Genomic DNA, 26,821 nt, shown 5'->3' with positions numbered 1-26,821 from the left:
AAATATCAATAAACCATTTCCCTAAATCTGGGAAGGATTCATAGTTGGAATCAGTCAAACGCTTGATTTGCTTCTCAAGAGTTAACATAGCTTCTTTAGTCAGCCTAACTCCTAGCTCATAAGTTATAGTTACACGGTTCCATCCTAACTCTTGCTCTGCTAACGACCGTCCTCCGTGTCCTAATGCCACAACTGTTTGTGCTATAAATTTACGTTTGTTAGCTCCTTTTAATTGCTCGGCAGTTCCCTTCAACAACTTTTTTAATGAATCCGTTAGTTGTATTGACACCTATGCACACCCAAAAATCGAATCATCATCGAATTTACTACAATTTGGGGAGGGAGAGGCTGCCGTTGGCAGCCTCTCCCTCCCATCGTAATGATTATCATTCTTATTAGATGTATATTTTATTTTTTGGAAGTCCCTAACCCTCTTCTGTCACTTTCCCGGAGGGCGATCTCTAGAAGCCTGATGAGGCAATCAATACAAGCTATACTATTAGAAAAAAATTGGTCTGGGATTTGTTATTAGAAAAGAATCGCGCGATCGCTTGCTATACAAAAGCTCTAGAATTCAGAAATGGCAAATGTTTTCGGAGACTGACAGAAGAGGGCTAACTTGAATTTTAACTTTCCATCCCTCCAGTTTTGGTTTTGAATCCAAAAACTAATCCCAAAATCCCTTGCCATTTCTTTTGTGACAGTTCCGGGTGCGGAATCTGGGTTAAAAGGGTCGAACAAAACGCCATTCTGAAAAGTCAGTTAGAGACAGCAACACCAAAGCAGCGCGTTGCCCTTTATGCCACTAATGGTATTTGGTACGATTCTCTGACTGCTTCCACCGAACTTCGCCGCTTAGATCCAAAACATACTGATTGGGCTGCCATGTTACAAGCTGTTGGTTTAAATAACATTGCTTCAGAACCGATAGTAGACTGCTGCCAATAGCTATTATTACTGTCCAAAGTCCAATCAATGAACCGGACAAGGGACTTAAACTTTTTGTACTCCATAAACTTAGAACTAGGCCTTTCAAGGTGGGTAAAATTTTGCTCAATAAACTCTCTTTAACCTCTTAACTCTGTGTTCTCTGTGCCTCTGTGGTTAAATAAAAGACTTTTAAACCGCAGAGACGCGGAGGGCGCAGAGAGAAAAAAAGAGATTATACCAATTACATTGAAAGGGCTTGTCCTAAAACTAAAATCCTAATTTTTTCAACACTGGCTTTGTGGAAACAACGTGGCGTTCTAAACCCAGTTCTTTTGGACTAACCCCAAGTGCCAAAGCAATCAATTGAGGTAAATGTAACACTGGTAAACCTAGCTTCTGTTCAATCACCTTTTCTACCTCTGGCTGACGCGAATCTAAATTTAAGTGGCACAGAGGACAAGGCGTAACTATACAGTCAGCACCAGATGCTATGGCATCCTGAATATGCATCCCCGCCATCTTGAAAGATTGGGTAGTAGCATAACTAGCAAGGGGCCAACCACAACATTGTGTCCGCCCTCGGTAATAAATTGGTGTTGCACCCACCGCCCGAAACATATTTTCCATCGCTTCCGGTTGGAAGGGGTCGTCATCAGGCATAGATTTTTGAGCGCGGAGGAGATAACAGCCATAAAAAGCCGCACATTTTAATCCAGTTAACTTCCGGGTGACACGTTTAGTAATTTCCTCTAAACCGTAATCTGTTACTAAGGCGTAAAGAAGATGTTTTACATCACTACTGCCGCGATAAGGCGAACAGCCTTCTTTATTTAGCAAGCCATTAACCTGTTCAATGTAGGCAGGGTTAGAAGTCTTACATTCTTTCAGGTGTTCGTTGACATGACCGATAACACCTTGACAAGTGCTGCAATGGGTAAGTAAGGGTAGATTTAATTCTTCTGCTAAAGAAATATTTCTGGCGTTAACTGTATCTTCTAGCAGTTGCGAATCTTCTTTAAATGTGCCTGAGCCACAACAAGCAGCTTTTTTAAGTTCAACTAGTTCAATGCCCAGTACTTGGGTAAGCGCTTGAGTTGATTGGTAAAGTTCCCGACAGGCCCCTTGAGCAACACAACCAGGGAAGTAAGCGTATTTGAGTGTCTGAGGTAGCATAGAAGTATGTTTGGGTTAGAGCGATCGCTCTAAACAATAACTGTTTTATCATTCCTTGTTAGCACCATTTTGATGTTTGACGTTTAGCGACCCTTTAACCTAGAAACTTAAAGGTCGCAGCATCGACACATTCTTATTGCTAGCAAGGCTGTAAATACCGATCGAGACATTGTAAAAAGTTTTAGCAATAATTGGAAAACCAAAGCATTTACACGGGATCGGCGATGGCGTAGTACGCTCACTGCTCAAGTGTTAAGAGAAAACTTACCCGATTTATTTAAAAAATGGCAGAGGTTTTCTAGCAGAAAAACCCTTGGAAGTATGCGGGCGATCGCGCTTGACGATAAGATGTATATGCTCAAAACAATGTTTCCCGTAAAGAGCAGAACCTAGCAACTGGTTAAGGACTTTTTTATTTATGAGCCAAACGGAACTTTTTGATAAGGTCAAAAAAATCGTCGCCGAACAATTGAGTGTCGAAGATGCTACCAAAATCACACCCCAGTCCAAGTTTATGGACGATTTAGGAGCAGATTCCTTGGATACCGTTGAACTGGTGATGGCCTTGGAAGAAGAATTTGATATCGAAATTCCCGACGAAGCTGCCGAGCAGATTTTAACGGTTCAAGATGCAGTAGATTACATCGATAACAAAGTTACCGCCTCAGCTTAACTGAGTATTGGGATTGGAGAGATTTTTCTCTAATATCTAGCTACTCTTCGCCTGACGCTGCTAATGTCACCAATGCTGACGTTAACGACAATCACTTAAAGTCAGCAAATCCGATGCCAGTCGCTCGTAAAGGAAACCTTTAAGATCGCGCTGGCTCACCAGTACCTAGCCGCTAACCTCAAATTTTTTGCCTGCTAGCTTCTTGAAAAGTTCAGATCGCCGGAAGCCGGCGCTCCTACGCCAGTTGCTTCAAGTCGGGAAACCCGCCCAACGCACTGGCTCGACTTTTCGTTTTTTCGCCATTTTTAACTGAATCATGACAGATTATACACGTAAACGCGTTGTTGTAACTGGTGTTGGCGCGATTACACCTATAGGTAACACAGCAACAGAATATTGGAATGGATTATTGAGTGGACGCAATGGCATTGACTACATCACATTATTTGATGCGTCTCGCCATGATTGCCGGATTGCTGGTGAGGTGAAAAACTTCGATCCGCATGATTACTTGGAGCGTAAAGAGGCCAAGCGTATGGATCGATTTTCCCAATTTGGGATTGCGGCAGCAAAACAGGCTCTAGCTAACGCAAAGTTAGAGATCAATGACCTGAATGCAGAACAGGTAGGTGTGATGATCGGTTCTGGCGTTGGTGGGATTAAGGTATTAGAAGACCAGCAAACTATCTACCTCAACCGTGGCCCCGATCGCTGTAGTCCCTTCATGATTCCGATGATGATCGCCAATATGGCCGCAGGATTAACGGCAATTCACACAGGTGCTAAAGGGCCAAACTCCTGTCCTGTAACAGCCTGTGCCGCTGGCTCTAACGCCATTGGAGATGCTTTTCGCTTAATTCAAGGAGGATATGCCCAGGCGATGATTTGCGGGGGAACGGAGTCAGCTGTCACACCATTGTCGGTAGCTGGGTTTGCCGCCTGCAAAGCACTCTCTTTTAGCAATGATGACCCAACTCATGCTTGCCGTCCTTTTGACCGCGATCGCAACGGATTTGTTTTGGGTGAAGGTTCAGGAATTTTAATTTTAGAAGAACTGCAACACGCCATCAGTCGCGGCGCTCACATTTATGCGGAAATGATCGGTTATGGCATGACCTGTGATGCTTACCATATCACCTCCCCCGTACCTGGTGGACTCGGAGCCGCTAGAGCAATTGAACTGGCTCTCAAAGATGCCAGTATAACTCCCGAACAAATTAGCTATATTAACGCCCACGGCACTAGTACCCCAGCTAATGATTCAACTGAAACCTCAGCAATCAAAAAAGCCTTGGGAGAATATGCCTATAAGATAGCAATTAGCTCCACCAAATCGATGACAGGTCATTTATTGGGCGGTTCTGGAGGTATTGAAGCAGTGGCAACAGTACTAGTGATCGCTAATGACCAAATCCCACCGACAATCAATCTGAAAAATCCCGATCCAGAGTGTGACTTAGATTACGTACCTAACTCTAGCCGCGCTCAAAAAGTCGAGGTGGCAATATCCAATTCCTTTGGGTTTGGCGGTCATAATGTCACACTGGCCTTTAAGAAATACGTTTAAAAGAAGTCAGGAGGCAGGAGGCAGAGTTCTTTAATTTTGAATTTTGAATTTTGAATTTTGAATTTTGAATTGATTTCTCCCCCTTGCCCCATGCTCAAAGTATCAGAAATATCATTCCGATATAAAGTAAGCGTTCAGCATGACCCAATTATCAGCTTGATTTATCACCAGAAACTCAGGAGATCCCGCTTGTCCATCGACAAGTGGGAGTGGGATGATGAGGATACTGTGGGGAATCTAAAATAACCCCAGCAAGAGAAGCTACCAAGAGTGCTAACCCGTCGTTAAAAACAAGAGATTATGACTGTTGCAACCCAATCCGCCAAAGAACTTTCCCTCGAAGAACTTTGTATTAACTCGATCCGCTTCTTGGCCGTTGATGCCGTAGAAAAGGCAAAATCGGGACACCCAGGACTGCCGATGGGCGCGGCTCCGATGGCTTTTGTACTCTGGGATCGCTATATGAAGTTTAATCCCAAGAATCCCAAATGGTTTAATCGCGATCGCTTTGTCTTATCTGCTGGTCATGGCTCGATGTTGCAGTACGCCCTGCTTTACTTGACAGGCTACGACAGTGTAAGCATTGAAGATATCAAGCAATTCCGGCAATGGGAATCCAAAACCCCTGGACACCCCGAAAACTTCATGACCCCAGGTGTGGAAGTCACCACTGGCCCCTTGGGTCAAGGAATTGCCAATGGAGTCGGTTTAGCGATCGCCGAAGCGCACCTTGCTGCTAAATTTAACAAACCCGATAGCAAGATTGTTGACCATTACACCTACGTAATTTTAGGTGACGGTTGCAACATGGAAGGAATTTCCGGTGAAGCTTGTTCTTATGCAGGACACTTGGGATTAAGCAAACTCATCGCTCTGTACGACGACAACCACATTTCCATCGACGGTTCCACAGATATAGCATTCACCGAAGATGTTTCCAAGCGCTTTGAAGCTTACGGTTGGCACGTCCAACACGTTGAGGACGGCAACACTGATTTAGAAGGAATTGCTCAAGCAATTGAAGCAGCCAAAGCTGTCACCGATAAGCCTTCTTTCATTAAAGTTACAACCACCATTGGTTATGGTTCTCCTAACAAGGCAAATACAGCTGGTGTTCACGGTGCAGCTTTGGGTGGAGATGAAGTGGCATTGACTCGGAAAAATTTGGGTTGGGAATACGAGCCTTTCGTAGTTCCAGAAGAGGCCCTCAACCATACACGCAAAGCAGTTGAGCGCGGCGCAGGTTACGAAGATGACTGGAACAAAACCTTTGCCGACTACAAAGCTAAGTATGCTCAAGAAGCGGCTGAATTTGAACGTTACCTAAGCGGCAAATTACCGGATGGTTGGGACAAGGTACTACCCACCTACACCCCCGAAGACAAAGGACAGCCTACCCGCAAACACTCAGAAACTTGCCTCAACAAACTGGCGACAGTTTTACCTGAATTGATTGGTGGTTCGGCTGACTTAACTCACTCCAACTTGACTGAAATCAAAGGCAAGGAGGACTTCCAAAAAGGGCACTACGAAAATCCCAACATCCACTTTGGGGTACGGGAACATGGTATGGGCGCAATCTGTAATGGGATAGCGCTACACAGTTCGGGATTAATTCCCTACGGTGCTACCTTCTTAATCTTCACAGACTATATGCGTGCTGCCATCCGCTTATCCGCCCTTTCCCAAGCTGGCGTGATTTGGGTAATGACCCACGATTCCATTGGACAAGGTGAAGATGGTCCCACGCACCAACCCATTGAAACTCTGGCTTCCTTGCGAGCTATTCCTAATTTAACCGTGTTTCGTCCCGCAGACGGTAACGAAACCTCTGGTGCTTATAAAATAGCGATCGAGAAAGCGAAGCAAAATGCTCCGTCTCTGTTGGCATTCACCCGTCAAAACGTCCCCAACTTGGCAGGTACATCGGTTGAAGGCGTGGCGAAGGGTGGATACACTGTGGTAGATAGCGAAGGTACACCTGATATCATCCTGATTGGAACTGGTTCAGAACTGAGTCTCGCCGTCGGCGCAGCCGAAAAACTTAAGGCTGAAGGCAAGAAAGTTCGTGTTGTCTCTCTACCTTCATGGGAACTGTTTGAAGCACAGGATGCGGCTTATAAAGAGTCCGTTCTGCCGAAAGCTGTCACCAAGCGTTTGTCTGTAGAAGCAGGTGGCAGTTTCGGTTGGCATAAGTATATAGGTACTGAAGGCGATGCTGTTAGTATTGATCGCTTTGGTGCTTCGGCTCCAGGCGGTGTTTGTTTAGAGAAGTTTGGCTTTAGCGTTGATAATGTGTTAGCTAAGGCTAAACAATTGTTGGGTTAATAGCAACAGAATATTCTCAAAATTGTGTGGGGTGGGCTGAAAAGCCCGCCTTTTTTTATGTAAAGGGGGCTGAGTGACATTGTTTATAATTCAATACGCTTGGTTAAGCATTTTTTCTTCTCTTTGCGTCCTTTGCGGTAGCCTGCGGTAAGCCGCTTTGCGTCTACGTCAAAAAAATTGATTTTGGTAAAGAGTTTTAACTTTAAGTGAAAGGTTGTTTGAAAAGGGTTGGCTTGAGCCTCAAGTATGACTCAGGTCGCAATCTCAAATCCCAAAATTCCGATTCTCTCATAGCAGTTTCTTGGTAGCCAGGGTAGTGATATCGTGTCCGGTGAAAGACTTATCATTAAGACTGCAAGGGAGCAGGGGAGAAAGAGTTTTCAGGTATTTTGCACAGATGCGGGAATTATAACTAATTAGGCGGACATGATATGAAACACACGCTTGAGGACTTTTCAAACATCCTCTGAACTGTATTGATTTATTATAATTGAAGATAATTAGTTAAATATTGGAAGCAAGTTATGCAAGAAGTTTCTAGCTATCATCAAGAACTTATCAATCGAATATTGCCAATTGTGGAAAATTTATTTAAAGGTAATAGTTTATATGAAATAAAGTTAAATCAACTGGAAATGAGCCAAATGTTAGTTGAACTATTTGGGCAATTTTCACGAGAAGAAATGAGGAAAATTAAAGATGATGATTTGATAGATAGAATAGATAGTATTTTAATTTTCGAGGCAGTTTCAGGTACGTTAAATGATTTAACACTGGAGCAAATCAAAATGTACGATGAAACAGTAAAGCGAAAATAGACTAAGTGACTTATTTATTAGATACAAATATTCTTAGTTATATTTTGAAGAGAAATGCAATTGTAGATCAGAAGTTTCGGGAAGTCCGGCGTCTGAAATAAGATGTGTTTATTAGTTGCATAACTTACTATGAAGTCAAACGAGGTCTTTTAGCTATCAATGCAACTAGACAGTTAGTTGAGTTTAATAAATTTTGTCAAGTATATAAAATTATATTAGTAGATGATTTAGAGATTATTGAACTAGCATGTGAAATATATGTGGACTTACAACGCAGAGGGTTTACTATCCAAGAGCAAGATATATTGATAGCGGCTACAGTGATCGCACGCAGATTAACTCTGGTTTCTAATGACTCTGACTTGCTGCGAGTTGAAGGACTAAGCTTGGATAATTGGCTATCAACAGATTCTTAGAAATAAGAGCTTTGGCAAATAGATTTTAAGCTAACTATTAATGATTATTTACTGAACTATATGACTTATTTTGATACTGCATACACTCTAGAAGAACTTGAAAAATTTATTACTTATCAACCTAATAAAATAAAACTTCAGATTTACGATTGCTACGATGTGGAATATTTACCTGATAGTATTGGCAATTTCACAAGTTTAGAGGAACTAGATATTTGTGATTGTTATTGGCTCAAAAAAATACCTAACACCATAGGAAATCTGACAAATCTTAAGAACCTAAAAATACGAGGTTGTATAAGAGGTCTTTCTATAAATAAACTTCCTGATAGTATTGGACAGCTTAAAGCTTTGACACATTTTACAATTAAAGAAACAGCAATTCAATCATTACCTGATACAATTGGTAATCTTGATAAGCTGGAATATTTAGAAATTTGCATGAATAGTCAATTACATCAATTGCCTGATGCAATCGGGAATTTTAAAAACTTAAAATATCTTTCTCTTGAATATGGTGACTTTACGTCTTTGCCAGAATGTATTGGTGAATTAAAAAGTCTTGAATTCTTAAATATTAGAGGAAATATTTTAAGAGATTTACCAGAAAGCATTGGCAATTTACAAAATCTTCGATATATAGATGCTCGTGACAATATGTTAGAGTCTTTACCAGATAGCATTTGCGATTTGAAATTACTGGAGGATATCAACATAGAGAATAATCCCAAGTGGAATTGGAATTATATCCCAAAACATATCCTAAAACTATTGGAATAGAATCGCCGATACATTGTATAGCTCGTAGTAAGCGATTTATCGCTTATTCTATGTACTAAACTATCCACTACGTGTAAGCCGATTATTAAAATATCTTTATTATGGATAATTCCTATGACCTTTGTATTCATCTCGTTAAAAGTAAAGGTTCCTACAGGGGTAACATTATTTACTAACTTTTTTGGTTAAACTTAAATTCTCTGTGATATACTTATGTAATCAACAATACCCGTAACCTAAAGAATATTGTAGTAAATATCAAAACTTAGTATTATGTCTAGTCAAGAACAAAATTCCAACAAAGGATTGAAGCAAACGCAGGCTAGCCTAACAAACAAGAAGAAAGTACAACCTCCCCCAGACCTCAAAAAACCAAAGAAAACCGAATAAAAAGCATTAAAGTTACTTGTAGAGACTTAAATTCAATTAAGTCTCTGCAATTTTCATCAAAAATAAATCAGCTTATTTATTTTTTGCTTGAGTCTTTGCCTGTTCTAAAGCTATTTCTTTGATTGCCTGATATGAATTAACATTTGAAGTACCTTCAATAGCTTTCACTGCCAAATCTTGAACTTGTTTGAGAGCGGATTCAAGTTGTTTAGAAAGATTTTGAATTCGTGTCTCTTGGTTAGTAATAGTTTGTTCTAAAGATTGCAGTCTTTGTTCATAGAAACGCTTTTGCCCTTCCACTTCCTTAGAATATAAATCTGATTTTACTTTAGCTTGGTAGTGGGCGATACCTTTGCCTTCTTCTGTAGCTTTTTTGATAGCTGCTTCTTTATCTTTCGAAAAAGCCTCTACCTTGGCTTTTAACTCTTCAAATTGTTTCTCTCTCTCAGAAATTGCTTTCTCCCGTTCAGCCCACTGTTTTTCTGTTTCTTGGAGTAATTCTTCCAGTTGCTTATATAGCGCTTTCTGCTCTTGTTCGTATTCATCATTTTGCAGTTGCCGCTGGAGTTCTAAATTATACTTATACTCTGTTGCATCGCGTTGCCGAGTTTTATTCAAGTTTTCATTCCGTTCTTTTATCGTTCGTTGTTGTTCCTCTTGTTCTTTTCCCCAAGTATTTCTTTGCTCTAGTATTTCTTGGAATAACACTTCAGAACGTCGGCTATATTCTTCCTGATAAGCTTTAGTATTATCTTCATAGGTTTGGATAAGAGTATCCAAAATATCATCAGAAATTTCTAAATTATGCAACTGTGTTAATTGTTGGATTTCTTCTTCTAAAATTTGCCTAATTTCTTCCAAATTAGAGGCTTTTGTGGTTAGCTGTTCCGATAAATCATTAGCAGCACTGCCAAAACCTAATTGAATCTTTGCCAAGCTTTCAATTGTATTGCTCATCTTTTGTTGGACACTAGAAAGCTGATTCATAGCTATTTTTTGTTCTAATTTAGGCTGTTCTTTAGTTCCAGACTGGTTTTCTTTGGCAACTTTATCGAGTTCTGATTTCAGTGCTGCTTTTTCTTTTGCCAACTCCTCATACGCCTGAAGAATTTCTACTTTAGTATTCTTATCAGTCGGTTTTTTACCCACCACAACAAACCTCTTTTTCAAGAATTCAAAATGATTAAGATGCTACGAATTCACAATTATTTAGGGTTAGAACTACCAAAAGCCCTCATAGCTAAGTCTTGTGCTTGTTTTAACGCAGTTTGCAATTGAGCAGAAATGCCTTCTATTTGCTCAGACTGTTTCTTAATTGTTTCTTCCAGAGATTGAATTTTTTGTTCATAACTCTGTTTATTCGATTCCCATTCTCTTTCAAATAAATCAGCCTCAACTTTAGCTTTTTGGCTTGTTTCTTTAATTGCTTCTTCTCTAGCCTTCTTAACAGCTTCTTCAAGTTCGCTAGGAAATGTAGTTACTTTTTGTTCATAATCTGCAAAGAGTGGTTGGCGTTCAGCGAATATCTTTTCTCGTTCTACCCAATCTTTCTCTTTCTTTTGAGAATTTTCTTGTATTTCCCTTTGTTGTTGGCGCTTTACCCCTTCGTAGCTGTCTGTATTGAGTTTACGAGTAGTTTCTAACTTATACTGAAATTCTTCTTGTTCTTGCTGGCGATCTTTGGCTAATAAATCATTGTATACTTTGAGTTTTTCTTCATACTCTGCTTGCTCTTTTTGCCATTCTTTCCGCCTAATTGTAATTTCTTTCTCTAGTGCTTCCCTTTTGCTAATAGTATCTTGCTCAAGAATTTTTAATTTTTCTTGATGTTCTTGACTTAAAATGTCTAGAGTATCCGCTACAACTCTAATTTGTTGCAGTTCTTGTAGACGTTGAGTTTCAATTTCTATAGCTCGGTTCAATTCATCTAACTTAGAATTTTCCTGAGCTAGTTTTTCAGATAATCCGTTGATAATACTGCCAAACTCCAATTGTAAATCAGCTAAACCTTTGACAATACTATTAACTGTATATGCAGAAGCTGCTTGCAGAATTTCTTGACTTTTTGCCTTTTCTGCTTCCTCTTGTTTGGTTGCTATTTTAGATTCAAGTTTTTTTCTTTGGATAATAATTTGTTGAAATGCTTGCATTAGTTGTTGTTTGCTGTCTTTGACTCCAACTGTAGTCATCTTTCAACTCCCTTCAATAAGCAATGAATTATTGGGTAGCAAGCCATACCAATGACTACCCTATGCAGACATCAGAGTAGCCTTTAAATCAACATTTTTAACGCAGTGGAAATACCGAAATGATCCACATCTAACACTTAGTGGGTAGGAATTTTCCACATATATGTCCTTCTGTTTTTTAGGTATAGTTTTCCCTTTGAGTTTTAATGGTACTTTTGTACTATGATAAATATACCTAAACTAATCTTCTTTGTCAAGATAATCCTTTATGCAATAATGTCTTTGGATCTTGTAGAGACAGAATCAGAAATTCAAAGTCTTTAATAAAAAACTATTAGAAGCTTGCAGCCACAGTGATTTATGATTTAGGAGACTGCTGTGGTATATGTTACTTTTTGTAAATAAAATCTAAAAGAATTAACCCTAGTAGAAGCGCAGTTACAGTAAGGCGAGATAATAGACTTAATCATCCTAATTGATACAAGCACAGTCCTAGACTTTTGTGATATCAATGTATACCAGTGAATCAACCAAATACTCTGCCAGAACGGACATTGGACAAACCAGCCGTATTCTAGTAGTAGAAGATGAAGAATTAATCCAGGAAATGCTAGCTGTAGCTCTGGAAGAAGAAGGTTATGGGGTGATAACAGCTCGCGATGGGCGGTCTGCTATGGAGTATCTCAAAAGTTTTGAAACCAATTCAGGGGAACTTCCTTTTGATCTGGTCATTCTTGATTTGATGCTGCCGCAAATCAATGGGCTAGATATTTGCCGTTTGCTGCGTCATCAAGGCAACCCAGTACCTATTTTAATGCTCAGTGCTAAGGGTAGTGAAACTGACCGTGTTTTGGGGCTAGAGGTGGGTGCAGATGACTACCTGACCAAACCCTTTAGTATGCGCGAGTTAGTTGCTCGTTGTCGCGCTTTACTCCGCCGCCAACGTCTAAGTAATTTACCACAAATACCTGTATTAAAATTTAAGGATGTCTCCTTGAATCCTCAAGAATGTCGTGTGCTGGTTCGCGGTCAAGAAGTCAGTCTTTCCCCCAAAGAGTTCCGTTTGCTGGAACTGTTTATGAGTTACGCTCGCCGGGTATGGTCACGGGAACAATTGCTCGATCAGGTTTGGGGGCCGGATTTTGTCGGCGATAGTAAAACTGTAGACGTTCACATTCGGTGGTTGCGCGAAAAATTAGAGCAAGACCCCAGTCATCCCGAATATATTGTGACTGTACGAGGTTTTGGCTATAGGTTTGGATAATTAGTTGGGATAGTTGTTAGTTTTTAGTAGTCACCAAGAAACTAACAACTCAAATGCTTTTATTGGGATTTTTTCTGGGTTTAGCGGTAGGCATTGGGTTTTGGGTTTGGCAACAGGTTCAGCTTAACCGCTACCTGGGGCGCTTACTCCGACCGTTAACCTCGCATTCTTACAAGATGGGACTGCTGCTGATTCCTGGGTTGCGGCAGGAAATAGCAATGGTGAAACAGCAGCAACAAGATTTGCAGCAGTCATTGCAAACTTACCAAGACCTGCTAGATTTTGCACCAGTGGGATATTTACAGGTGGATGAGGAAAATCAACTGCTGTGGTGTAATCGACAGGCACAGGAAATTTTGTATCTGCAAAGGTGGCAACCAGAACAGGTACGCTTGTTATTGGAGTTAGTCAGGTCTTATGAACTCGACCATTTAATTGAGCAAACTCGTGATTTGCAAAAACCACAAACGGGAGAATGGATATTTCATCCATCTTGTGATAATGCAGCAGAGATGGCAACAATCAAGTCTCTAGCTTTGCGGGCTTCTAGCTTGCCTTTAGCTAATGGACAAGTGGGAGTCTTTTTAGAAAATCGTCAACCCCTATTAGATATAAATCAAGCACGCGATCGCTCTTTTTCCGATCTAGCACACGAACTCAGAACGCCGCTAACTTCGATTCGCTTAGTTGTAGAAACTTTACAAAACCGCTTAGAACCGCCTTTAAATCGCTGGGTTAACCGCCTCATGCAAGAAGTTGACCGGCTGATTAACTTGGTGCAAAGCTGGTTAGAACTTACCCAAATGGAAGCAAACCCAAATATGCAATTGCAAGCCAAAGCTGTAGAATTGCGATCGCTGATTATATCTGTTTGGGAAACACTAGAACCCTTAGCACAGCGTCAACATCTGTCTTTTTCTTATTCTGGCCCAGAAAATCTTTGGATTAAGGCAGATAAAGCCCGGATTTACCAGGTTTTTCTGAATTTGCTAGACAATAGCATTAAGTACAGTCCTCCTGGTACAAGCATTTACGTTGAAGCGAAAATCTTATCAACAAAGGATAATGATCCTGCTTCCCCAATCTTGGAACTAAGTCTTATTGATTCTGGAGTTGGCTTTTCTGAGGCAGATTTACCCCACGTTTTTGAGCGATTTTATCGAGGAGATAAAGCGCGAACTCATTCCCCCCAAGATAGTAACTCTATAGGAGCGATCGTTGGTAATGGATTAGGATTAGCGATCGTTGAGCAAATTCTAATCGCCCACGGTGGTTCAATCAAAGCGATGAACCATCCAGAAACTGGCGGTGCATGGATGCAACTCCAATTTCCGGAAATTATGGCAAACTCCGTAAGCCAAGACTATAGTTAGTAATATCTTCACCTTTGAGACAACAAGTGTGAAAGCTGCCGATTATACTCCTAATCCGCAAAGACCACAACTCGCGCGCGCCATTAGGCGCTTAGAACGGGATGTATTACGCATGGGTGCTTTGGTAGAACAATCATTTCGCCTCAGCCACCAAGCGTTATTTGCTCGTAACTTAACAGCCGCTGAGGAACTCCCCCGATTAGATAAAAAGATTGATCGCTTTTATAGACAAATTGAATCAGACTGTACGGCGATTATGACGCTACAAGCGCCTACGGCTCCAGATTTGCGCTGCTTGAGTGCCTTTATGCAGCTGGTGCGAGACTTAGAGCGCATTGGCGATTATGCTGAGGATTTAGCTGAGATTGCGATTAAAATTTTTCCTTACGCGCCTCATACGTCTTTGCCAGACATTGAAGCTATGTCCCTTCACGCGCAGGCGATGTTAGCAACTAGCTTAAAGGCTTTGGGAGATTTTGATGAAGCTGGTGGACGCCGTTTAAAGCATCTGGATGATACTGTAGACGATGCCTACGATCGCGTTTATCAGACTTTAGCCCAACAACAGGATGTGCCTGGTGTCGTCGAGCCAATTATACTACTGGCACTGGCAATTCGTTGTCTAGAACGCATGGCAGATCATGCTACGAATATCGGTCAAAGGGTAGCATATATTGTCACTGGTCAACGCTCCTAATTAACATCCGCCCAGTTCCCCGACTTCTACGCTCCGGGTGTCTGCAAGAAGTCGGGGATCTAAATGTAGCGATTTCGTAAGCGCCATTCTACCCTACTATCTTCATAGATTATTTGCGCCTACATACTTTTAGTCTTCAAAAAATACTAAATAATTAAAAATAAGTTAACTAAATATTTTACTAAAAGCTTACCTATTCTTAAACTTACACAATTAAAGTAACGGATAAACAAATAAAAAGTTTGGATATATCTCACTAATAGATACTATAAGCAAAAATTATTGTTATCAGAATATTTTGAGTTAGTCTCTAGCTGCGATTGAAAAGAATAGACTTTCAAACAAACAGGTAGTTTTTAATACAAATTATTAGAGTTTCTTAATCATTTAAATAGCGAGATTCACTGATAATTATGTAGTTACGATTAATGATGTATTCCCCAAGTTCTGCTTCAAATTCTTCTGTTGTGTCAAATAGCTCTGCTTTCAGCAGACAATTACCCCAGCAGATATTTACCCGTCGAGAAGTAATTCCACCTCAAAATGACGTGCTTTGGCGTATTGAATACGGTGCAGTTCGTACCCTGACGTGGAGTGAAAATGGAACATTCATCACTCTCGGTTATTGGGGACTAGGGGATCTGATTGGCTATCCTTTATCCAGAGTCAAGCCCTACCAGATTGAATGTCTCACGGGTGTAGAAGTAAGCATTGTGCCACCTCATTTGTGGCATCAGGATATTAATGCTTTGTTGTCTCATATTCAACAAGCAGAGGATCTACTAAGCATTGTGCATCGAAAACCAATTTCGCTACGCTTATGGCAGTTTTTAGTATGGTTAAGTGAAAAATTTGGACGTGACGTAGATAAGGGCAAGTTAATTGATTTAAATGTTACCCATCAAGATATTGCTGAAGTGTTAAATACTACGCGAGTGACAGTTACTCGACTCTTACAGCAGTTAGAAGAAGAAGGAACAGTTTTACGTCACAAACGCCGCATTATTTTGCGCTTACCAAATAAATTAATTAAAAACTATAGTCAGCAGTATGTTAACTAATTACTTGTAATAATCACAGGATAAAGGTATAATCGTTGCTGTGATTATGTGTGAAATCCACAAAACAGAAGTGCTTAAAGCATTTTCTCATGGCTGGATTATTGTAGGTGTGAGTGAAATTAAAAACATGAAAAAACGATTCTGGAATCTTTTTAAGGTTAGTCCAATTGTATTAGCAGCTACATTTTTCGTTGCTAATAGTGCCTTAGCTGCTGAAGTCAACGAACAGATAACAAATGTTGACCAGTTATCTGAAACTCAAGAGTCTAACGAAATGAGTCAGGTAACATCAGTTTCTCAGTTTTCAGATGTGCAGCCTACAGATTGGGCATTCCAAGCTTTACAATCTCTAGTTGAGCGCTACGGTTGTATTGCAGGTTATCCTAACAGTACTTATCGTGGGAATCGTGCTTTAACCCGTTATGAATTTGCCGCAGGTTTGAATGCCTGTTTAGACCGGGTTAACGAACTGATTGCTACAGCTACTGCCGATTTGGTCAGCAAACAAGATTTAGCTACTTTACAGCGCTTACAAGAAGAATATGCTGCTGAATTAGCAACTCTGCGCGGTCGTGTTGATGGACTAGAAGCCCGCACTTCTGAGTTGGAAGCTAACCAGTTCTCCACTACCACCAAGTTGGTTGGAGAAGCAATTTTCGCCGTATCTGATGTTTTTGGTGACACTAGAGCAGTTCCTGGTGGTGCTCCTACTCAAGACTTGAATTATAACACCACTTTTAGCGATCGCGTTCGTTTGAACTTGTTGAGCAGTTTTACTGGTAAAGACCAGTTGCAAATTCGTTTGAATGCTAACAATACCATTTCTAATGTTGGTAGTGCTGCAACCGGTAGTGGTACTGGTACTAACATGACCCGCTTGGCTTTTGATGGAGATAACGGCAACTCGATTGTAGTTGATAAAATCAACTATGCTTTCAACTTTACTGACGCGGTGCGTGTCAAAGTTGATGCTAGTGGTGGTGAATTATACGAAAACGTAAACACCTTCAACCCTGACTTTACAAGCTCTGCTAGAGGTGCGCTCTCTCGCTATGGACGTTTTAGCCCGATTTACCGTCAAGGTCAAAATTCTGCTGCTTTGACTGTTACTTTAAATCCTAACAAAGCTATCAGTTTGACTGGTGCTTATTTAGCACCTTCAAGTGGTGCTGGTAATATCTTTGGTGCTAATAATCCCGGTCTTAATAATGGGTTGTTCGATGGTGATAACACCATCTTTGGTCAATTAACTTTCAAACCCAGCAAAGCCTTCAATATTGGTCTCACCTACGCCCGTAGTTACTTCGCTGGCAATGCAGCTAACACTCTCTTCCAAGGAACAGGTAGCGCTTTTGCCAATAATCCCTTTGGGGCTGGTACTCGCACTGAATCCAATAACTACGGTATAGAAGCTACCCTACAACTAGGCTCTACCTTGGCTCTTAGTGGTTGGGGAGGTTATACAACTGCTGATGCTCTGACTGGTGCTAATGCCGGTACAGACGCAGATGTTTGGTACTGGGCTGGATCGCTTGCTTTGAAAGACTTTGGTGGCGAAGGCAACGTTTTAGGTGTGATCTTTGGTCAACCACCCAGAGTTACTGGTGGTAGTATCAAAAATGTTGCTGGCAATACTACCTTCGACGACAGTACTTCTTATCACTTAGAGGGTCTTTACAAGTACAAGGTTTCCGATAATATTCAGGTAACACCTGGCTTGTTGGTAATTTTCAATCCAGAGCACAACGACGCTAACGACACTGAATACGTAGGTACTTTACGTACTACCTTCACCTTCTAAAATTGGTGATGAAATATAAAGCTCAGAATTAGATAAACAAAACCCCACTTCAAGGTGGGGTTTTGTTTAGAAAGAAAATTAGCTATGTAGGATTGTAATCCGGCTGATTGGATATATCTTTTGGCGGGCGATCGCTACTCCAAGCCCACCACACAGAACCACAGTGACAGTAGTAGAATTCTTGCCATTTGCGACGACGGTCTTCTGTAAGTACAGGCGATCGCCGATTTAGCCAAACTTTTTCAGCTTCTAGGCTACTTGAGTGGCAGTTAGGACAGCAAAAATTATATGCATGTATTGCCTTATTCGTCCATTCAGGTGGGAGGGGAGCAAAAGCGTCCATGTAGTTACAAATATAGTCTTAATGGCAAGCCAAAACTTTGAGGTTTTGAATTTGGCGGCAAATGAATACTATAAAACTCCGCCACACTATCAAACTGCTCGATCAATATTTTTATGGCTCGATCTGAATTTATTCAAGACTGCCAGAGCATCTCATAAATCAAAGGTTAACATGAAAACTTTATTTTTTACACACTTAGTACGCTACGGCGTAAATAGCGCAAAGTCTGAGCGGCGGTTCCCGCCGATCAGAACTTTGCAAGACGAGCAACAATTTAAAATCCCTACAGAGCTTATTCCATAATACTTTTGACTTTTGACTTCCACCTTGCGGTACTAGTTACCATGCACATTATGGCTAATAATTAAATTTATGGAGCCAAATGTTGAAATTCGCCGTCTGTTAGATGTGATGCCTGCTTCGGGTCGGATGACAACAAAAATCGTCAGTAAGCCAGAGCAAGCAAAAGTGATTGATGCTTCCTTTCCCCAACCCTGGAACCAAGCGCGACCTATATATATTAATTTTGATTTGTGGCGTCGCTTGCCAAAGCCGCAACGAGACTTGCTGCTGTTGCAAATGGTTAGCTGGTTGACGGGGGTGAAGTGGTTTAAACCCGCCACTGATCAAGGCGTGGTGTTAGCTGGGCTGTTAGGCGGATTTTTTGAAGCAGCACAGTCAGATGTAGTCGGCGTTGCTGTAGCTGGGGGATTAAGTGGGATCGCTGCTTGGAGGATCTGGCGAACTAATAAATCTCAAGAGTCAGAGTTAAATGCCGATGCAGCTGCAATTAAGATAGCACAACGGCGCGGTTATTCAGAAGTTGAAGCAGCACAGCACCTATTATCTGCAATTGAAGCGGTAGTTAAAATTGAAGGGCGTTCCAGTTTGAATTTTACTGAGTTGATTCGTTGCCAAAACTTACGAGCGATCGCAGGTTTATCACCAGTAGGTATGCCAGAAAGTTATGATAAGTAGAATAAATGTCTCTGCTGCCCATTTGTAGCAATATTTAAAGTCAAAGGTCTTTATATGAGTTTTTGGGAGCGATCAATCACAAACCTCTAAATTTTTAGATGAAGTTTTGGTCTTGTCTAAGCTTAATTTCTCACTTTTTATAACTCCAGCAAGTTTTCAGTAACAACTGTGCCTTTGTGCATTTAGACTAAGACTTCTAGTGTTTAAGCAAGAAAATGCAATCCATGAGGCTCAAACTGGCTGCAATCCATGAGACTACTCTACACTGGAATAAGAAATGTGTGTTTAACTTACTTAAGATATCAAAAACTGGGGAGTTTTGTCATATCTTCCCGGTGTTGCTGATGAGGTGATTACCTCGTGTGGTAAAACTTAACTTAAATTCTGTCTAGTTACTAACGGAGTTGATAGGAATGGGTACTTTAATTTTTATTGGCTTGATAGTGGTTTACGGAGGCGGGGCTTGGAAGTTTTGGAATGGGTTTGGACGGACTAATTTTAATCCAACTTTCACCAATCGGATTGGTTTATCTTTGCTATGGCCAGCTTTGTTTATTACAAATCAATCTTATCGTCGAAACTTTAGAAAGGCGTTGAAGGGCTAGGGATTACTATTAAACCTAACGTCATCCGATTTAACGGTGGCATATATCTCAAATAAATATAAGTCAACAACCTCCCTTCCATAATAAGGAAAGGAGGTTGCTGCTTTTAGGAAGAAGACAAATTAGGCAGGGATAAGTGCGTCAACTGCTGTAAAGTATTTCAGTTGATGAATTTTAGGAATTATTTGTGATTGGTTAATAGATGGATTGCTCCACCTACAGCAGCACCATCAATAGCATTGCCAAGGGTATGCCTGCCATCACCAGTAACTGCGCCAGTTACTGTGCTAGCCCCCGCACCGACTCCGATATCTTGACCAAGGTTCCGGTTACGACGGTTATGGGTGCTTCTCAAACCATTTGCACCATTGACAGCGGCACCAGTAACACCACCTTTTGCAGCATTGCCTAATACACTACCATGTCCCCTAATAGCTCCTGTTACCACATTAGTAACAGCCCCAATACCTGCATCTCTTAGTACTTGGTCATCAGCAGCAGCGGGTTTTGCAGGAACTAAGGTAACACCAGCTAAACTGGCAGCTATTAGGCTGGGTAGAAGTGTGCGCTTTAGGATATTATTCATTATTTTACCTTCTCAAAACATCAAACAATTAGCTAAAAACCAAAGTTACTGAAGTCGTATAAAATCTAATTTTTTATCTAAACAACAGCAACTATTTATTGTTTGAGAACATATACATAATCGCATTTGTAAAGTCATAACTGCATCTACTGAAAGCATGAATATAAATTCAGTCCATAGAGGGCCTTACTGATTTATTAAGCTATACAAGGAATTGCACCTTGACAAAATGAATTCAATATGCTTCAAAGATTTTTCCCAACTAGCAAGGGATTTATAATGAGAAATCACGTAGTGTTTACCCTATCTATCCAAAGATAGTTGCTAAATAATTAAACTAACTCGTCGAGGTTAATATTTAATTCTCTCAGTTTAGTAGCCAAGCGTTGCGAGCGCTCCCATCCTGTTTGTAGCAAATTACCCTGATTATCCCACCAGCGCAACCAGGGTAATTCTAAATTTTGATAGCGACTTTGCCAAATCCCCAACTCTACAGCCATCGGTTCAATCGGATAATATCCGCGTAGACGCTCCGCGAACAGTGAGCTTCGCTAATGCAGAATTACAAGAATTTATAGATAGTCGCCCAGATGCCGTGAACTAAGAAAAGCTTTGGCCGTGAAACTGGTTTATCAAACAGAATAAAGGCGTCAGTCGCCAGGAGTCAGAATGATAAATACTGGTTTAAAACCTCGTCCCTTGTGGATGAGACAGGGGTTGAAACTTTTCCTAAAACACCATCCCTTTATGGGTGGTGTATTCTGGCTCCTGAATTCTGTCTCCTGACTCCTGTTTATTAGACCAATCTCCCAACCAGCGATTACTTCTTCTTTAGGATGGTGCTTCTTATCATCGTTCACATTTGGTTTAGAACTTTTTAGGTGAGATAAATCAAGGTTTACCTCAAGAGCAATGGAAAATTCATTGCATTCGCTTTGCGCCTAATTGTCCATCACAAAATCCTATAGAAAATATTTGGTTACAAGGGAAAACCTGGGTGAGACGTTTTTGTGCTTTAATTCCAACATTTCTCCATTTAAAATGGATGTTTGAATGGTTTCTCCGAAATACTATGTTTGATTTTCTGTCTCTTCAGATGTACGGAGCTTTTTCAGAAATCAAATACTAGTCCTATATAAGCATTACTGTTAAAGGCGTTAGACAAACACCCACAGTAAAAAGACAGCCCAAAAAGCTCTCCCCTTTGCACCTCTGCGGTCTTAATGATAAGTCTTTAACCGGACATGATATTAGGGACTTTTGCAAGAGGTCTAATGAGAAATTACGAGACGCTCCCCTCTCACAATTTTGGGAGAAGGAGTTGCGGGCAAATTTTGCATTTGTGCAAGAAATCTAATCAAGTTGAGTATTTACCATTAATTTCTATATAACCCTCTGAAAGATCGCAACCCCATACAGTTGCAGAGGCATCGCCAATATTAAGGCTAACATGAATATCGACTTTATCTTTAGACATAATTTGCCGTAACTGTTCTAGATTTTCCTCAGTTAAGCTACTAGGATAAACTTTCACATTATCAAAACTAATAACAACTCTTTCTGGATTTATCTGCTGTTCGTTTTCACATTTGCCTATAGCCATAGCAACTCTTCCCCAATTCGGGTCTGCTCCGTAAACAGCAGTTTTTACTAATGGTGAATTTACAATTGCTTTCGCTACTGTTTTCGCTTGTGCATAGTTAATCGCTGAATCTACAGTCACCTCAATTATCTTAGTAGCACCTTCTGCATCTCGTGCAATTTTTAGCACTAATTCCTGTGCAACTTCTTGCAATGCAATAGCAAAATCTAGTTCAGAAACTTCACCTGCTAAACCATTAGCAAGAATCACGGCGGAGTCACTAGTAGAAGTATCAGTGTCTACACTCAGGCAATTAAAAGTTTTATCTATAGTAGAGCGAAAAATAGAACGAAGGTTATTTGCAGAAATTGCAGCGTCAGTAAAAAAGAAAGTTAGGAGGGTAGCCATATTAGGCTCAATCATGCCAACACCTTTGGCAATTCCTACTAGCTTGGCATTTCCTATTTGCCGTGTAGCTAGTTTTGCTACTGTATCAGTGGTCATAATACCACGGGCTGCGGCATGAAAATCAGCATCAGTCAATTTTTTGCCCAATCCTAATAAACCAGCCCGGATTTTTTCAATAGGGTAACGTCTGCCAATTACACCTGTAGAAGCTATCACAATATTATGTGCAGCAATTCCAGTTTCAGTTGCCACTAATTGCAGAACCTCTTGGGCGTCAGCAATGCCAACAGAACCATTAGCTACATTTGCATTTTTAGATATAACGACAATTCCTTGTGCTTGTGAATCTTTTAAGTTATCACGGCTAATAGTAACACTTGGCCCAGCAAAAAGACTTTTAGTGAAGACTCCATCTGCAACACAAGGAACTGATGATTTAATAAATACAAAATCATCAGTTGTATCTCGTATTCCCAAATTAGTGATGAATGTACTAAAACCTTGAGGTGTGGAAGATATAGTCAATGGCATTTTTTTATATTTAATAATTTGCTTTAATTATCTCATATCAAGTCTGGTTAATTACCTATCATAAAATCTATTAATGCAGGTTGGGGAGCCACTGCGTTGGACGGGTTCCCCGGCTTGAAGCAAGTGGCGTTTGGATGACAGTGAAACCCAGCATCAAGAACGCTCAAATTTATGAAATTTTAACATCAAAAACCTATTAGTCTTTAAAGTAAACTTTGCTAATTCTCCAAATGTTTGACAGCACGAAAAAGTTTTTTTACTTCCCACCCTCACTTGGCAGTTTTTGAGTTATCGAGTACTATAAATCAGTTAATGTAAGAGTGAATGTAGTCCATCCATTGCCACTTTCTACTTGAATATTTCCTTGCAGTTGTTCGACTAATTTCTGTACTATAGATAAACCTAATCCCGAACCACCTTGATTCCAGATATCTGCATTGGGAAGACGATAAAATTTCTCAAATATTCGTGGTAAGTCTGTTACCGGAATTTCTGCTGAATTACTGACAGTAATAATAGTTTTTGCAGGTGCTTCCGAGGAATTGTGACTTAGACTTAAGACAATTTCACCACCCGCAGATGTGTATTTACAGGCATTATTGAGCAATTCTACTATGATGCGTTCCAAGTTAATGCCATCTGAGAATAGCGGCGGGAGATTTGCAGGGAAATTCAGCTGTAGAGTTTGCTGATATTCTTGAACACGGATTTGAAACGGCTCGATAACCCAAAGTAACCACTGTTGTAAGAGCAATGCATCAGGTCTAATAACTGGATAGGATGAGCTTTCTAGCTGTTGTAAGTTTAGTAGATCGTTAATTAATTCTAGTTCGCGATCGCACTCGCTTTCCATTAATCTTAGATAGCGTTGATCTGACTCAGTATTATTCGATAGTTGTATCATTTGAATCATCATTTTGATATTACTCAGAGGCGATCGCAGTTCGTGAGAAACTAAATTCAAAAAGTCATTTTTGAGTTGATTTATCTCTTCCCATTGCACCACAAGTTGTTCTTGTTCAATTTGCTTTTGACGGGCCTCAATCGCTCGTTTGCGTTCAGTAATATCTCGAAACACTAATACAGCGCCTGTAATATTATCTTTGTCATCTTTAATCGGTGCAGCGCTGTCATCAATTGGTATTTCTGCGCCATTTTTAGTAATTAAAACTGTTTCTGCAGGAAGATTAACGGTAATACCATCTTGAAGAACTTTTATAATCGGACTTTCAATAGAGTTATGATTTTCGCCATTAGCAATATTAAATACTTCTGATGAATTTTTACCACAAGCTTCTTCCTGTTTCCATCCAGTCAACTTTTCAGCAACCGGATTCATAAAAGTGATTACATCTTGTAAATCACTAGCAATCACACCATCGCTGATACTTTTTAAAAGTGCATCCAGCCATTTCCTATTAACTTTTAATTGCTTTTCTAAACTATGTTTAGTCAAAGTTATTTCAATATTTGTTTGTAGTTCTCTTTCTTTAAAAGGTTTTAGTAGATACCCAAACGGCTCAGTTATTTTAGCTCGTTCCAATGTGTTTTCATCTGCATAAGCAGTCAAATAGATTACTGGAATATCCAAACGCTTATAGATTTCTTCAGCAGCTTCTATCCCGTCCATTGAGCCTTTCAGCTTGATATCCATCAGGACTAAATCTGGAGATATTTCTCTTGCTATATTAATCGCTTCTTCTCCTGAAGAAGCAATAGCAGGAACTGTATAACCAAATTTATTAAGCCGATATTGTAAGTCTTTAGCAACAATAGCTTCATCTTCGACAACTAAAATTTTTGCCTTTGTCATTTTTTACTAATTGTGTATTTATGGTAAAGGAAATGTCACCTGAAACTCTACTCCAGTAGAGCCTGTAATATTGATATTTCCTGCTAACTGATCAGTTAAGGCATCCACCAACTCCCATCCTAATGATGCAAGTTTTTTAAAATCAAAGTTTAGTGGTAAGCCAATACCGTTATCACTAACTATCAGCGTTAAATTGTTATTAATTGTTTTCTTAATTTCAATATTGATTGCACCATTACTGCCTTTAATAAATGCATATTTTAAAGAATTAGATACAAGTTCATGGATAATTAAGCTACAAGGAATTGCTGTATCTAAACCGATAAAAATACAATCTTTGGTATTTATTGTCAAAGTTATCGCATCTTCATTGACTTCATAAGCAGTAAATAAACTGGCTACCAAATCTCGAATATATTCACCCAAATTAATTTTTGCTAAGTCTTGAGATTGATACAACTTTTCATGCACGAGAGCCATTGATGCAATCCGCTGCTGGCTTTGTTGAAATATTACCAAATCTTCTTTGTCTTTGATATAGGCAGATTGCAGGTTGAGCAGACTAGAAATAACCTGTAAATTATTTTTTACTCGATGATAAATTTCTTTTACTAACACTTCTTTTTCTAATAGTGATGCTTTAATTTGCTCCTCCCACTGCTTACGTTCGCGCTGCGCGGCTTTCTGTTCGCTAATGTCTTCGACCACAGAAATAAAATATTTTGGCTCTCCACTAGATTCGCGCATTAAAGACACAGTGAGATTAACCCAAACTATGGAATTATCTTTGCGGAAATAGCGCTTTTCCATCGAGTAAGTTTGAATATTACCTGCTAAAATCTGCTCAACATATTTCAGGTCAGTATTAAGATCGTTTGGGTAAGTAATATCTTGGAAAGTTAACAACTGTAGTTCTTCGAGTGTGTAACCGAGAAGATCGCAAAGCTTCTGATTAACTAACAACCAGCTACCATCGATTGCAACATGGGCAATGCCAACAGCAGCTTGATGGAATGCAGCACGAAATCGCTGTTCGCTCTCTCGCAATGCTTCTTCTATTCGCTGGCGTTCAGTAATTTCTGTCTGTAGTGATTCGTTGATTTTTGTTAACTCTGCTGTCCTTTCTTCAACCATGCTTTCTAGTTGGTTAAGTAAGCTATTTAATGTCTCCTCTGCTTGCTTGCGATCGGTAATGTCAGTATGTGAGCCTGCCATTCGTACTACATTACCATCTTCATCCCACAGTGCTTGCCCTCGATCTGAAATCCATTTATAGGTGCCATCTTTACATAAAGCTCGATACTCGGTAATGTAAAACGGTGTTTTTTGAGCAAAGTGATCTAAAACTGCTTGTTTCACCCAGTCAAAATCGTTCGGATGCACTCGTGTCACGCATTCATCTAAATGGTTAGAAATTTCATGGTCTTCATAACCGAGCATTTCTTTCCAGCGAGCCGAGAAGAAAACTTCATTGGTTTTAACATTCCAATCCCAAATTCCATCATTATTGCCGCGCAAAGCTAATTGCCAGCGTTGTTCGCTTTCTCTCAACTCCTCCTCAGTCCGTATACGTTCAGCAATTTCCTTTGCTAATTGGTAGTTTGCAGCTTCTAGTTGAGCAGGACTCGGTAGAGCCAGCACCTGCGGCATTAATGACACAAGTTCTATAGTCGTTAATACGGAGACAAAAGCGGTAAGAGCTTTGAGTAACCCTGATAGCCAATAGGTAGGATACCAAAGCGTCCATACATCCATTAAATGGGTTGTGCCACAAGCAACGATGAATGTGCTAAACATTAAGAATATCGAGCCGAAAGGCATATCTCGCCGCTTGCGGACAAAATAAACTAACATCACTGGAATTGAATAATAAGCAACTCCAGTTAACACATCTGCAATCAGATGCAACCACACCAATCCTGGTTTCCAGAGGTAGCAATGTCCGTGGGGAATAAACTGGCTAGTAGAGAAAAAATTATTTAAAAATTCCATTATAAAAACCTACACATTGCACAAGTCTTCACCAAAGCCTGAAGTGCGAAAGAAGAGGTTTTTAACCTCAGACCTCTGTAGACGCGCATACGCCTAGAGAGTAGCTCTCACATTCTAAAAGAGAACTACGTTTGGCATTTGTCAGAGTTTTACCGTACTAGTTTTAGACTAGATCGAGTAGTAGCTTGAGCTTCTATATTCTGTGTTTGTCATCTTTTCTGAGTTTTTTAATCTGACTATTATAAGATTTATTAAAATTAAAGTACCGCGATCGCTTTGGTTATTGTTACCGTATATTCTCTGAAATCAACCATTTACATATATAAAAACCTTCAAAAATCACAGTAATATTTCGGTTATATAATAATCTAATTTTAATCTAGCTATATACGTGTATTTTCGGGCTACCTCACCTTAGTTTGGGTAGGTCAGCACTATTAATCTGTCAGCAGTGCAGAAGCTCACGCTCAAGGTTTGGAGACAGAGCAACTGGCATTAGATAAGGCTGAGGCAGCAAATAGCA

At 40.1% G+C, this 26,821-nt stretch carries 22 protein-coding genes and 3 pseudogenes; 15 read left to right on the top strand and 10 right to left on the bottom strand.

Annotation, left to right across the window (positions count from 1 at the left end):
• On the bottom strand, positions 1-283 hold a 283-nt coding region (locus V7K56_RS34920), incomplete at its 3' end, for a hypothetical protein (protein ID WP_442940373.1).
• A gap of 371 nt (positions 284-654) precedes the next feature.
• Between V7K56_RS34920 and V7K56_RS34915 the strand changes: the two genes are divergently transcribed.
• A complete protein-coding gene (locus tag V7K56_RS34915) occupies positions 655-948 on the top strand; it encodes a DUF928 domain-containing protein (RefSeq protein ID WP_334918394.1) in 294 nt (97 codons plus the stop codon).
• A 249-nt stretch (positions 949-1,197) separates the two neighbouring features.
• On the opposite strand, the gene V7K56_RS34910 is transcribed toward V7K56_RS34915, so the two are convergent.
• Positions 1,198-2,103 carry a CoB--CoM heterodisulfide reductase iron-sulfur subunit B family protein gene (locus V7K56_RS34910; RefSeq protein ID WP_334918391.1) on the bottom strand — a complete coding sequence of 302 codons (906 nt, stop codon included), beginning with the start codon at positions 2,101-2,103 and terminating at the stop codon, positions 1,198-1,200.
• A 418-nt stretch (positions 2,104-2,521) separates the two neighbouring features.
• Between V7K56_RS34910 and acpP the strand changes: the two genes are divergently transcribed.
• The 6 genes and pseudogenes from acpP (at position 2,522) to V7K56_RS34880 (ending at position 8,685) form a co-directional block, all read left to right on the top strand.
• Positions 2,522-2,776 carry an acyl carrier protein gene (gene acpP, locus V7K56_RS34905; RefSeq protein ID WP_334918389.1) on the top strand — a complete coding sequence of 85 codons (255 nt, stop codon included), beginning with the start codon at positions 2,522-2,524 and terminating at the stop codon, positions 2,774-2,776.
• A 316-nt stretch (positions 2,777-3,092) separates the two neighbouring features.
• Positions 3,093-4,343 (top strand): beta-ketoacyl-ACP synthase II, encoded by a 1,251-nt coding sequence (fabF, locus tag V7K56_RS34900; RefSeq protein WP_334918387.1) that lies wholly within the window; start codon positions 3,093-3,095, stop codon positions 4,341-4,343.
• 300 nt (positions 4,344-4,643) lie between these two features.
• The gene (gene tkt / locus V7K56_RS34895; protein WP_334918385.1) at positions 4,644-6,671 is read left to right on the top strand and encodes a transketolase; all 2,028 of its coding nucleotides are present in this window, start codon (positions 4,644-4,646) and stop codon (positions 6,669-6,671) included.
• A gap of 524 nt (positions 6,672-7,195) precedes the next feature.
• The gene (locus tag V7K56_RS34890) at positions 7,196-7,489 is read left to right on the top strand and encodes a hypothetical protein (protein WP_334918383.1); all 294 of its coding nucleotides are present in this window, start codon (positions 7,196-7,198) and stop codon (positions 7,487-7,489) included.
• Between the two features lie 5 nt (positions 7,490-7,494).
• Positions 7,495-7,905: pseudogene (locus V7K56_RS34885) on the top strand (type II toxin-antitoxin system VapC family toxin).
• A 60-nt stretch (positions 7,906-7,965) separates the two neighbouring features.
• Positions 7,966-8,685 carry a leucine-rich repeat domain-containing protein gene (locus tag V7K56_RS34880; RefSeq protein ID WP_334918381.1) on the top strand — a complete coding sequence of 240 codons (720 nt, stop codon included), beginning with the start codon at positions 7,966-7,968 and terminating at the stop codon, positions 8,683-8,685.
• 462 nt (positions 8,686-9,147) lie between these two features.
• Here V7K56_RS34880 and V7K56_RS34875 read toward each other — a convergent pair whose 3' ends face one another.
• Complete coding sequence (locus V7K56_RS34875; RefSeq protein ID WP_334918379.1) at positions 9,148-10,227, bottom strand: hypothetical protein; 1,080 nt, start codon at positions 10,225-10,227, stop codon at positions 9,148-9,150.
• A gap of 53 nt (positions 10,228-10,280) precedes the next feature.
• Positions 10,281-11,264 (bottom strand): hypothetical protein, encoded by a 984-nt coding sequence (locus tag V7K56_RS34870; RefSeq protein WP_334918377.1) that lies wholly within the window; start codon positions 11,262-11,264, stop codon positions 10,281-10,283.
• Positions 11,265-11,775: 511 nt separating this feature from the next.
• Between V7K56_RS34870 and V7K56_RS34865 the strand changes: the two genes are divergently transcribed.
• The 5 genes from V7K56_RS34865 (at position 11,776) to V7K56_RS34845 (ending at position 17,460) form a co-directional block, all read left to right on the top strand.
• Positions 11,776-12,528, top strand: coding sequence for a response regulator transcription factor (locus V7K56_RS34865; RefSeq protein ID WP_334918375.1), 753 nt, complete (start codon positions 11,776-11,778; stop codon positions 12,526-12,528).
• A 53-nt stretch (positions 12,529-12,581) separates the two neighbouring features.
• Positions 12,582-13,901, top strand: coding sequence for a sensor histidine kinase (locus V7K56_RS34860; RefSeq protein WP_334918373.1), 1,320 nt, complete (start codon positions 12,582-12,584; stop codon positions 13,899-13,901).
• 28 nt (positions 13,902-13,929) lie between these two features.
• A complete protein-coding gene (gene phoU / locus V7K56_RS34855) occupies positions 13,930-14,598 on the top strand; it encodes a phosphate signaling complex protein PhoU (protein WP_334918371.1) in 669 nt (222 codons plus the stop codon).
• A 428-nt stretch (positions 14,599-15,026) separates the two neighbouring features.
• A complete protein-coding gene (locus V7K56_RS34850) occupies positions 15,027-15,659 on the top strand; it encodes a Crp/Fnr family transcriptional regulator (RefSeq protein ID WP_334918369.1) in 633 nt (210 codons plus the stop codon).
• Positions 15,660-15,786: 127 nt separating this feature from the next.
• On the top strand, positions 15,787-17,460 hold the full coding sequence (locus V7K56_RS34845) for an iron uptake porin (protein ID WP_334918404.1): 1,674 nt from the start codon (positions 15,787-15,789) through the stop codon (positions 17,458-17,460).
• Between the two features lie 82 nt (positions 17,461-17,542).
• On the opposite strand, the gene V7K56_RS34840 is transcribed toward V7K56_RS34845, so the two are convergent.
• The gene (locus tag V7K56_RS34840) at positions 17,543-17,803 is read right to left on the bottom strand and encodes a hypothetical protein (RefSeq protein WP_334918367.1); all 261 of its coding nucleotides are present in this window, start codon (positions 17,801-17,803) and stop codon (positions 17,543-17,545) included.
• Between the two features lie 372 nt (positions 17,804-18,175).
• Here V7K56_RS34840 and V7K56_RS34835 point away from each other — a divergent pair, with 372 nt between their 5' ends.
• Complete coding sequence (locus V7K56_RS34835) at positions 18,176-18,781, top strand: DUF3318 domain-containing protein (RefSeq protein ID WP_334918365.1); 606 nt, start codon at positions 18,176-18,178, stop codon at positions 18,779-18,781.
• Positions 18,782-19,194: 413 nt separating this feature from the next.
• On the top strand, positions 19,195-19,386 hold the full coding sequence (locus V7K56_RS34830; RefSeq protein ID WP_292872983.1) for a hypothetical protein: 192 nt from the start codon (positions 19,195-19,197) through the stop codon (positions 19,384-19,386).
• Between the two features lie 181 nt (positions 19,387-19,567).
• Here the strand turns inward: V7K56_RS34830 and V7K56_RS34825 are convergent, their stop codons facing one another.
• Complete coding sequence (locus V7K56_RS34825; protein ID WP_334918363.1) at positions 19,568-19,972, bottom strand: hypothetical protein; 405 nt, start codon at positions 19,970-19,972, stop codon at positions 19,568-19,570.
• A 332-nt stretch (positions 19,973-20,304) separates the two neighbouring features.
• Positions 20,305-20,496, bottom strand: a pseudogene (locus V7K56_RS34820) (Uma2 family endonuclease); the annotation flags it as partial.
• Between the two features lie 269 nt (positions 20,497-20,765).
• On the opposite strand from V7K56_RS34820, the pseudogene V7K56_RS34815 reads away from it, so the two are divergent.
• A pseudogene (locus V7K56_RS34815) lies at positions 20,766-21,101 on the top strand (IS630 family transposase); the annotation flags it as partial.
• 228 nt (positions 21,102-21,329) lie between these two features.
• Here V7K56_RS34815 and argJ read toward each other — a convergent pair.
• The 3 genes from argJ to V7K56_RS37400 all read right to left on the bottom strand — a co-directional run bounded on the left by argJ (position 21,330) and on the right by V7K56_RS37400 (position 26,298).
• The gene (gene argJ / locus V7K56_RS34810; RefSeq protein WP_334918361.1) at positions 21,330-22,493 is read right to left on the bottom strand and encodes a bifunctional glutamate N-acetyltransferase/amino-acid acetyltransferase ArgJ; all 1,164 of its coding nucleotides are present in this window, start codon (positions 22,491-22,493) and stop codon (positions 21,330-21,332) included.
• A 298-nt stretch (positions 22,494-22,791) separates the two neighbouring features.
• Positions 22,792-24,306 carry a hybrid sensor histidine kinase/response regulator gene (locus V7K56_RS34805; protein ID WP_334918359.1) on the bottom strand — a complete coding sequence of 505 codons (1,515 nt, stop codon included), beginning with the start codon at positions 24,304-24,306 and terminating at the stop codon, positions 22,792-22,794.
• Positions 24,307-24,324: 18 nt separating this feature from the next.
• Entirely contained in the window at positions 24,325-26,298 is a 1,974-nt protein-coding gene (locus V7K56_RS37400) for a PAS domain-containing sensor histidine kinase (RefSeq protein WP_442940371.1), read from the bottom strand.
• Positions 26,299-26,821 lie beyond the last annotated feature (523 nt).

The organism is Nostoc sp. (assembly GCF_036917535.1).
In the GTDB taxonomy this organism is placed as follows: Bacteria; Cyanobacteriota; Cyanobacteriia; order Cyanobacteriales; family Nostocaceae; genus Nostoc.
The sequence above is the reverse complement of the archived record's forward strand: the minus strand, read 5'-3'. Positions and strand labels throughout refer to the sequence as shown.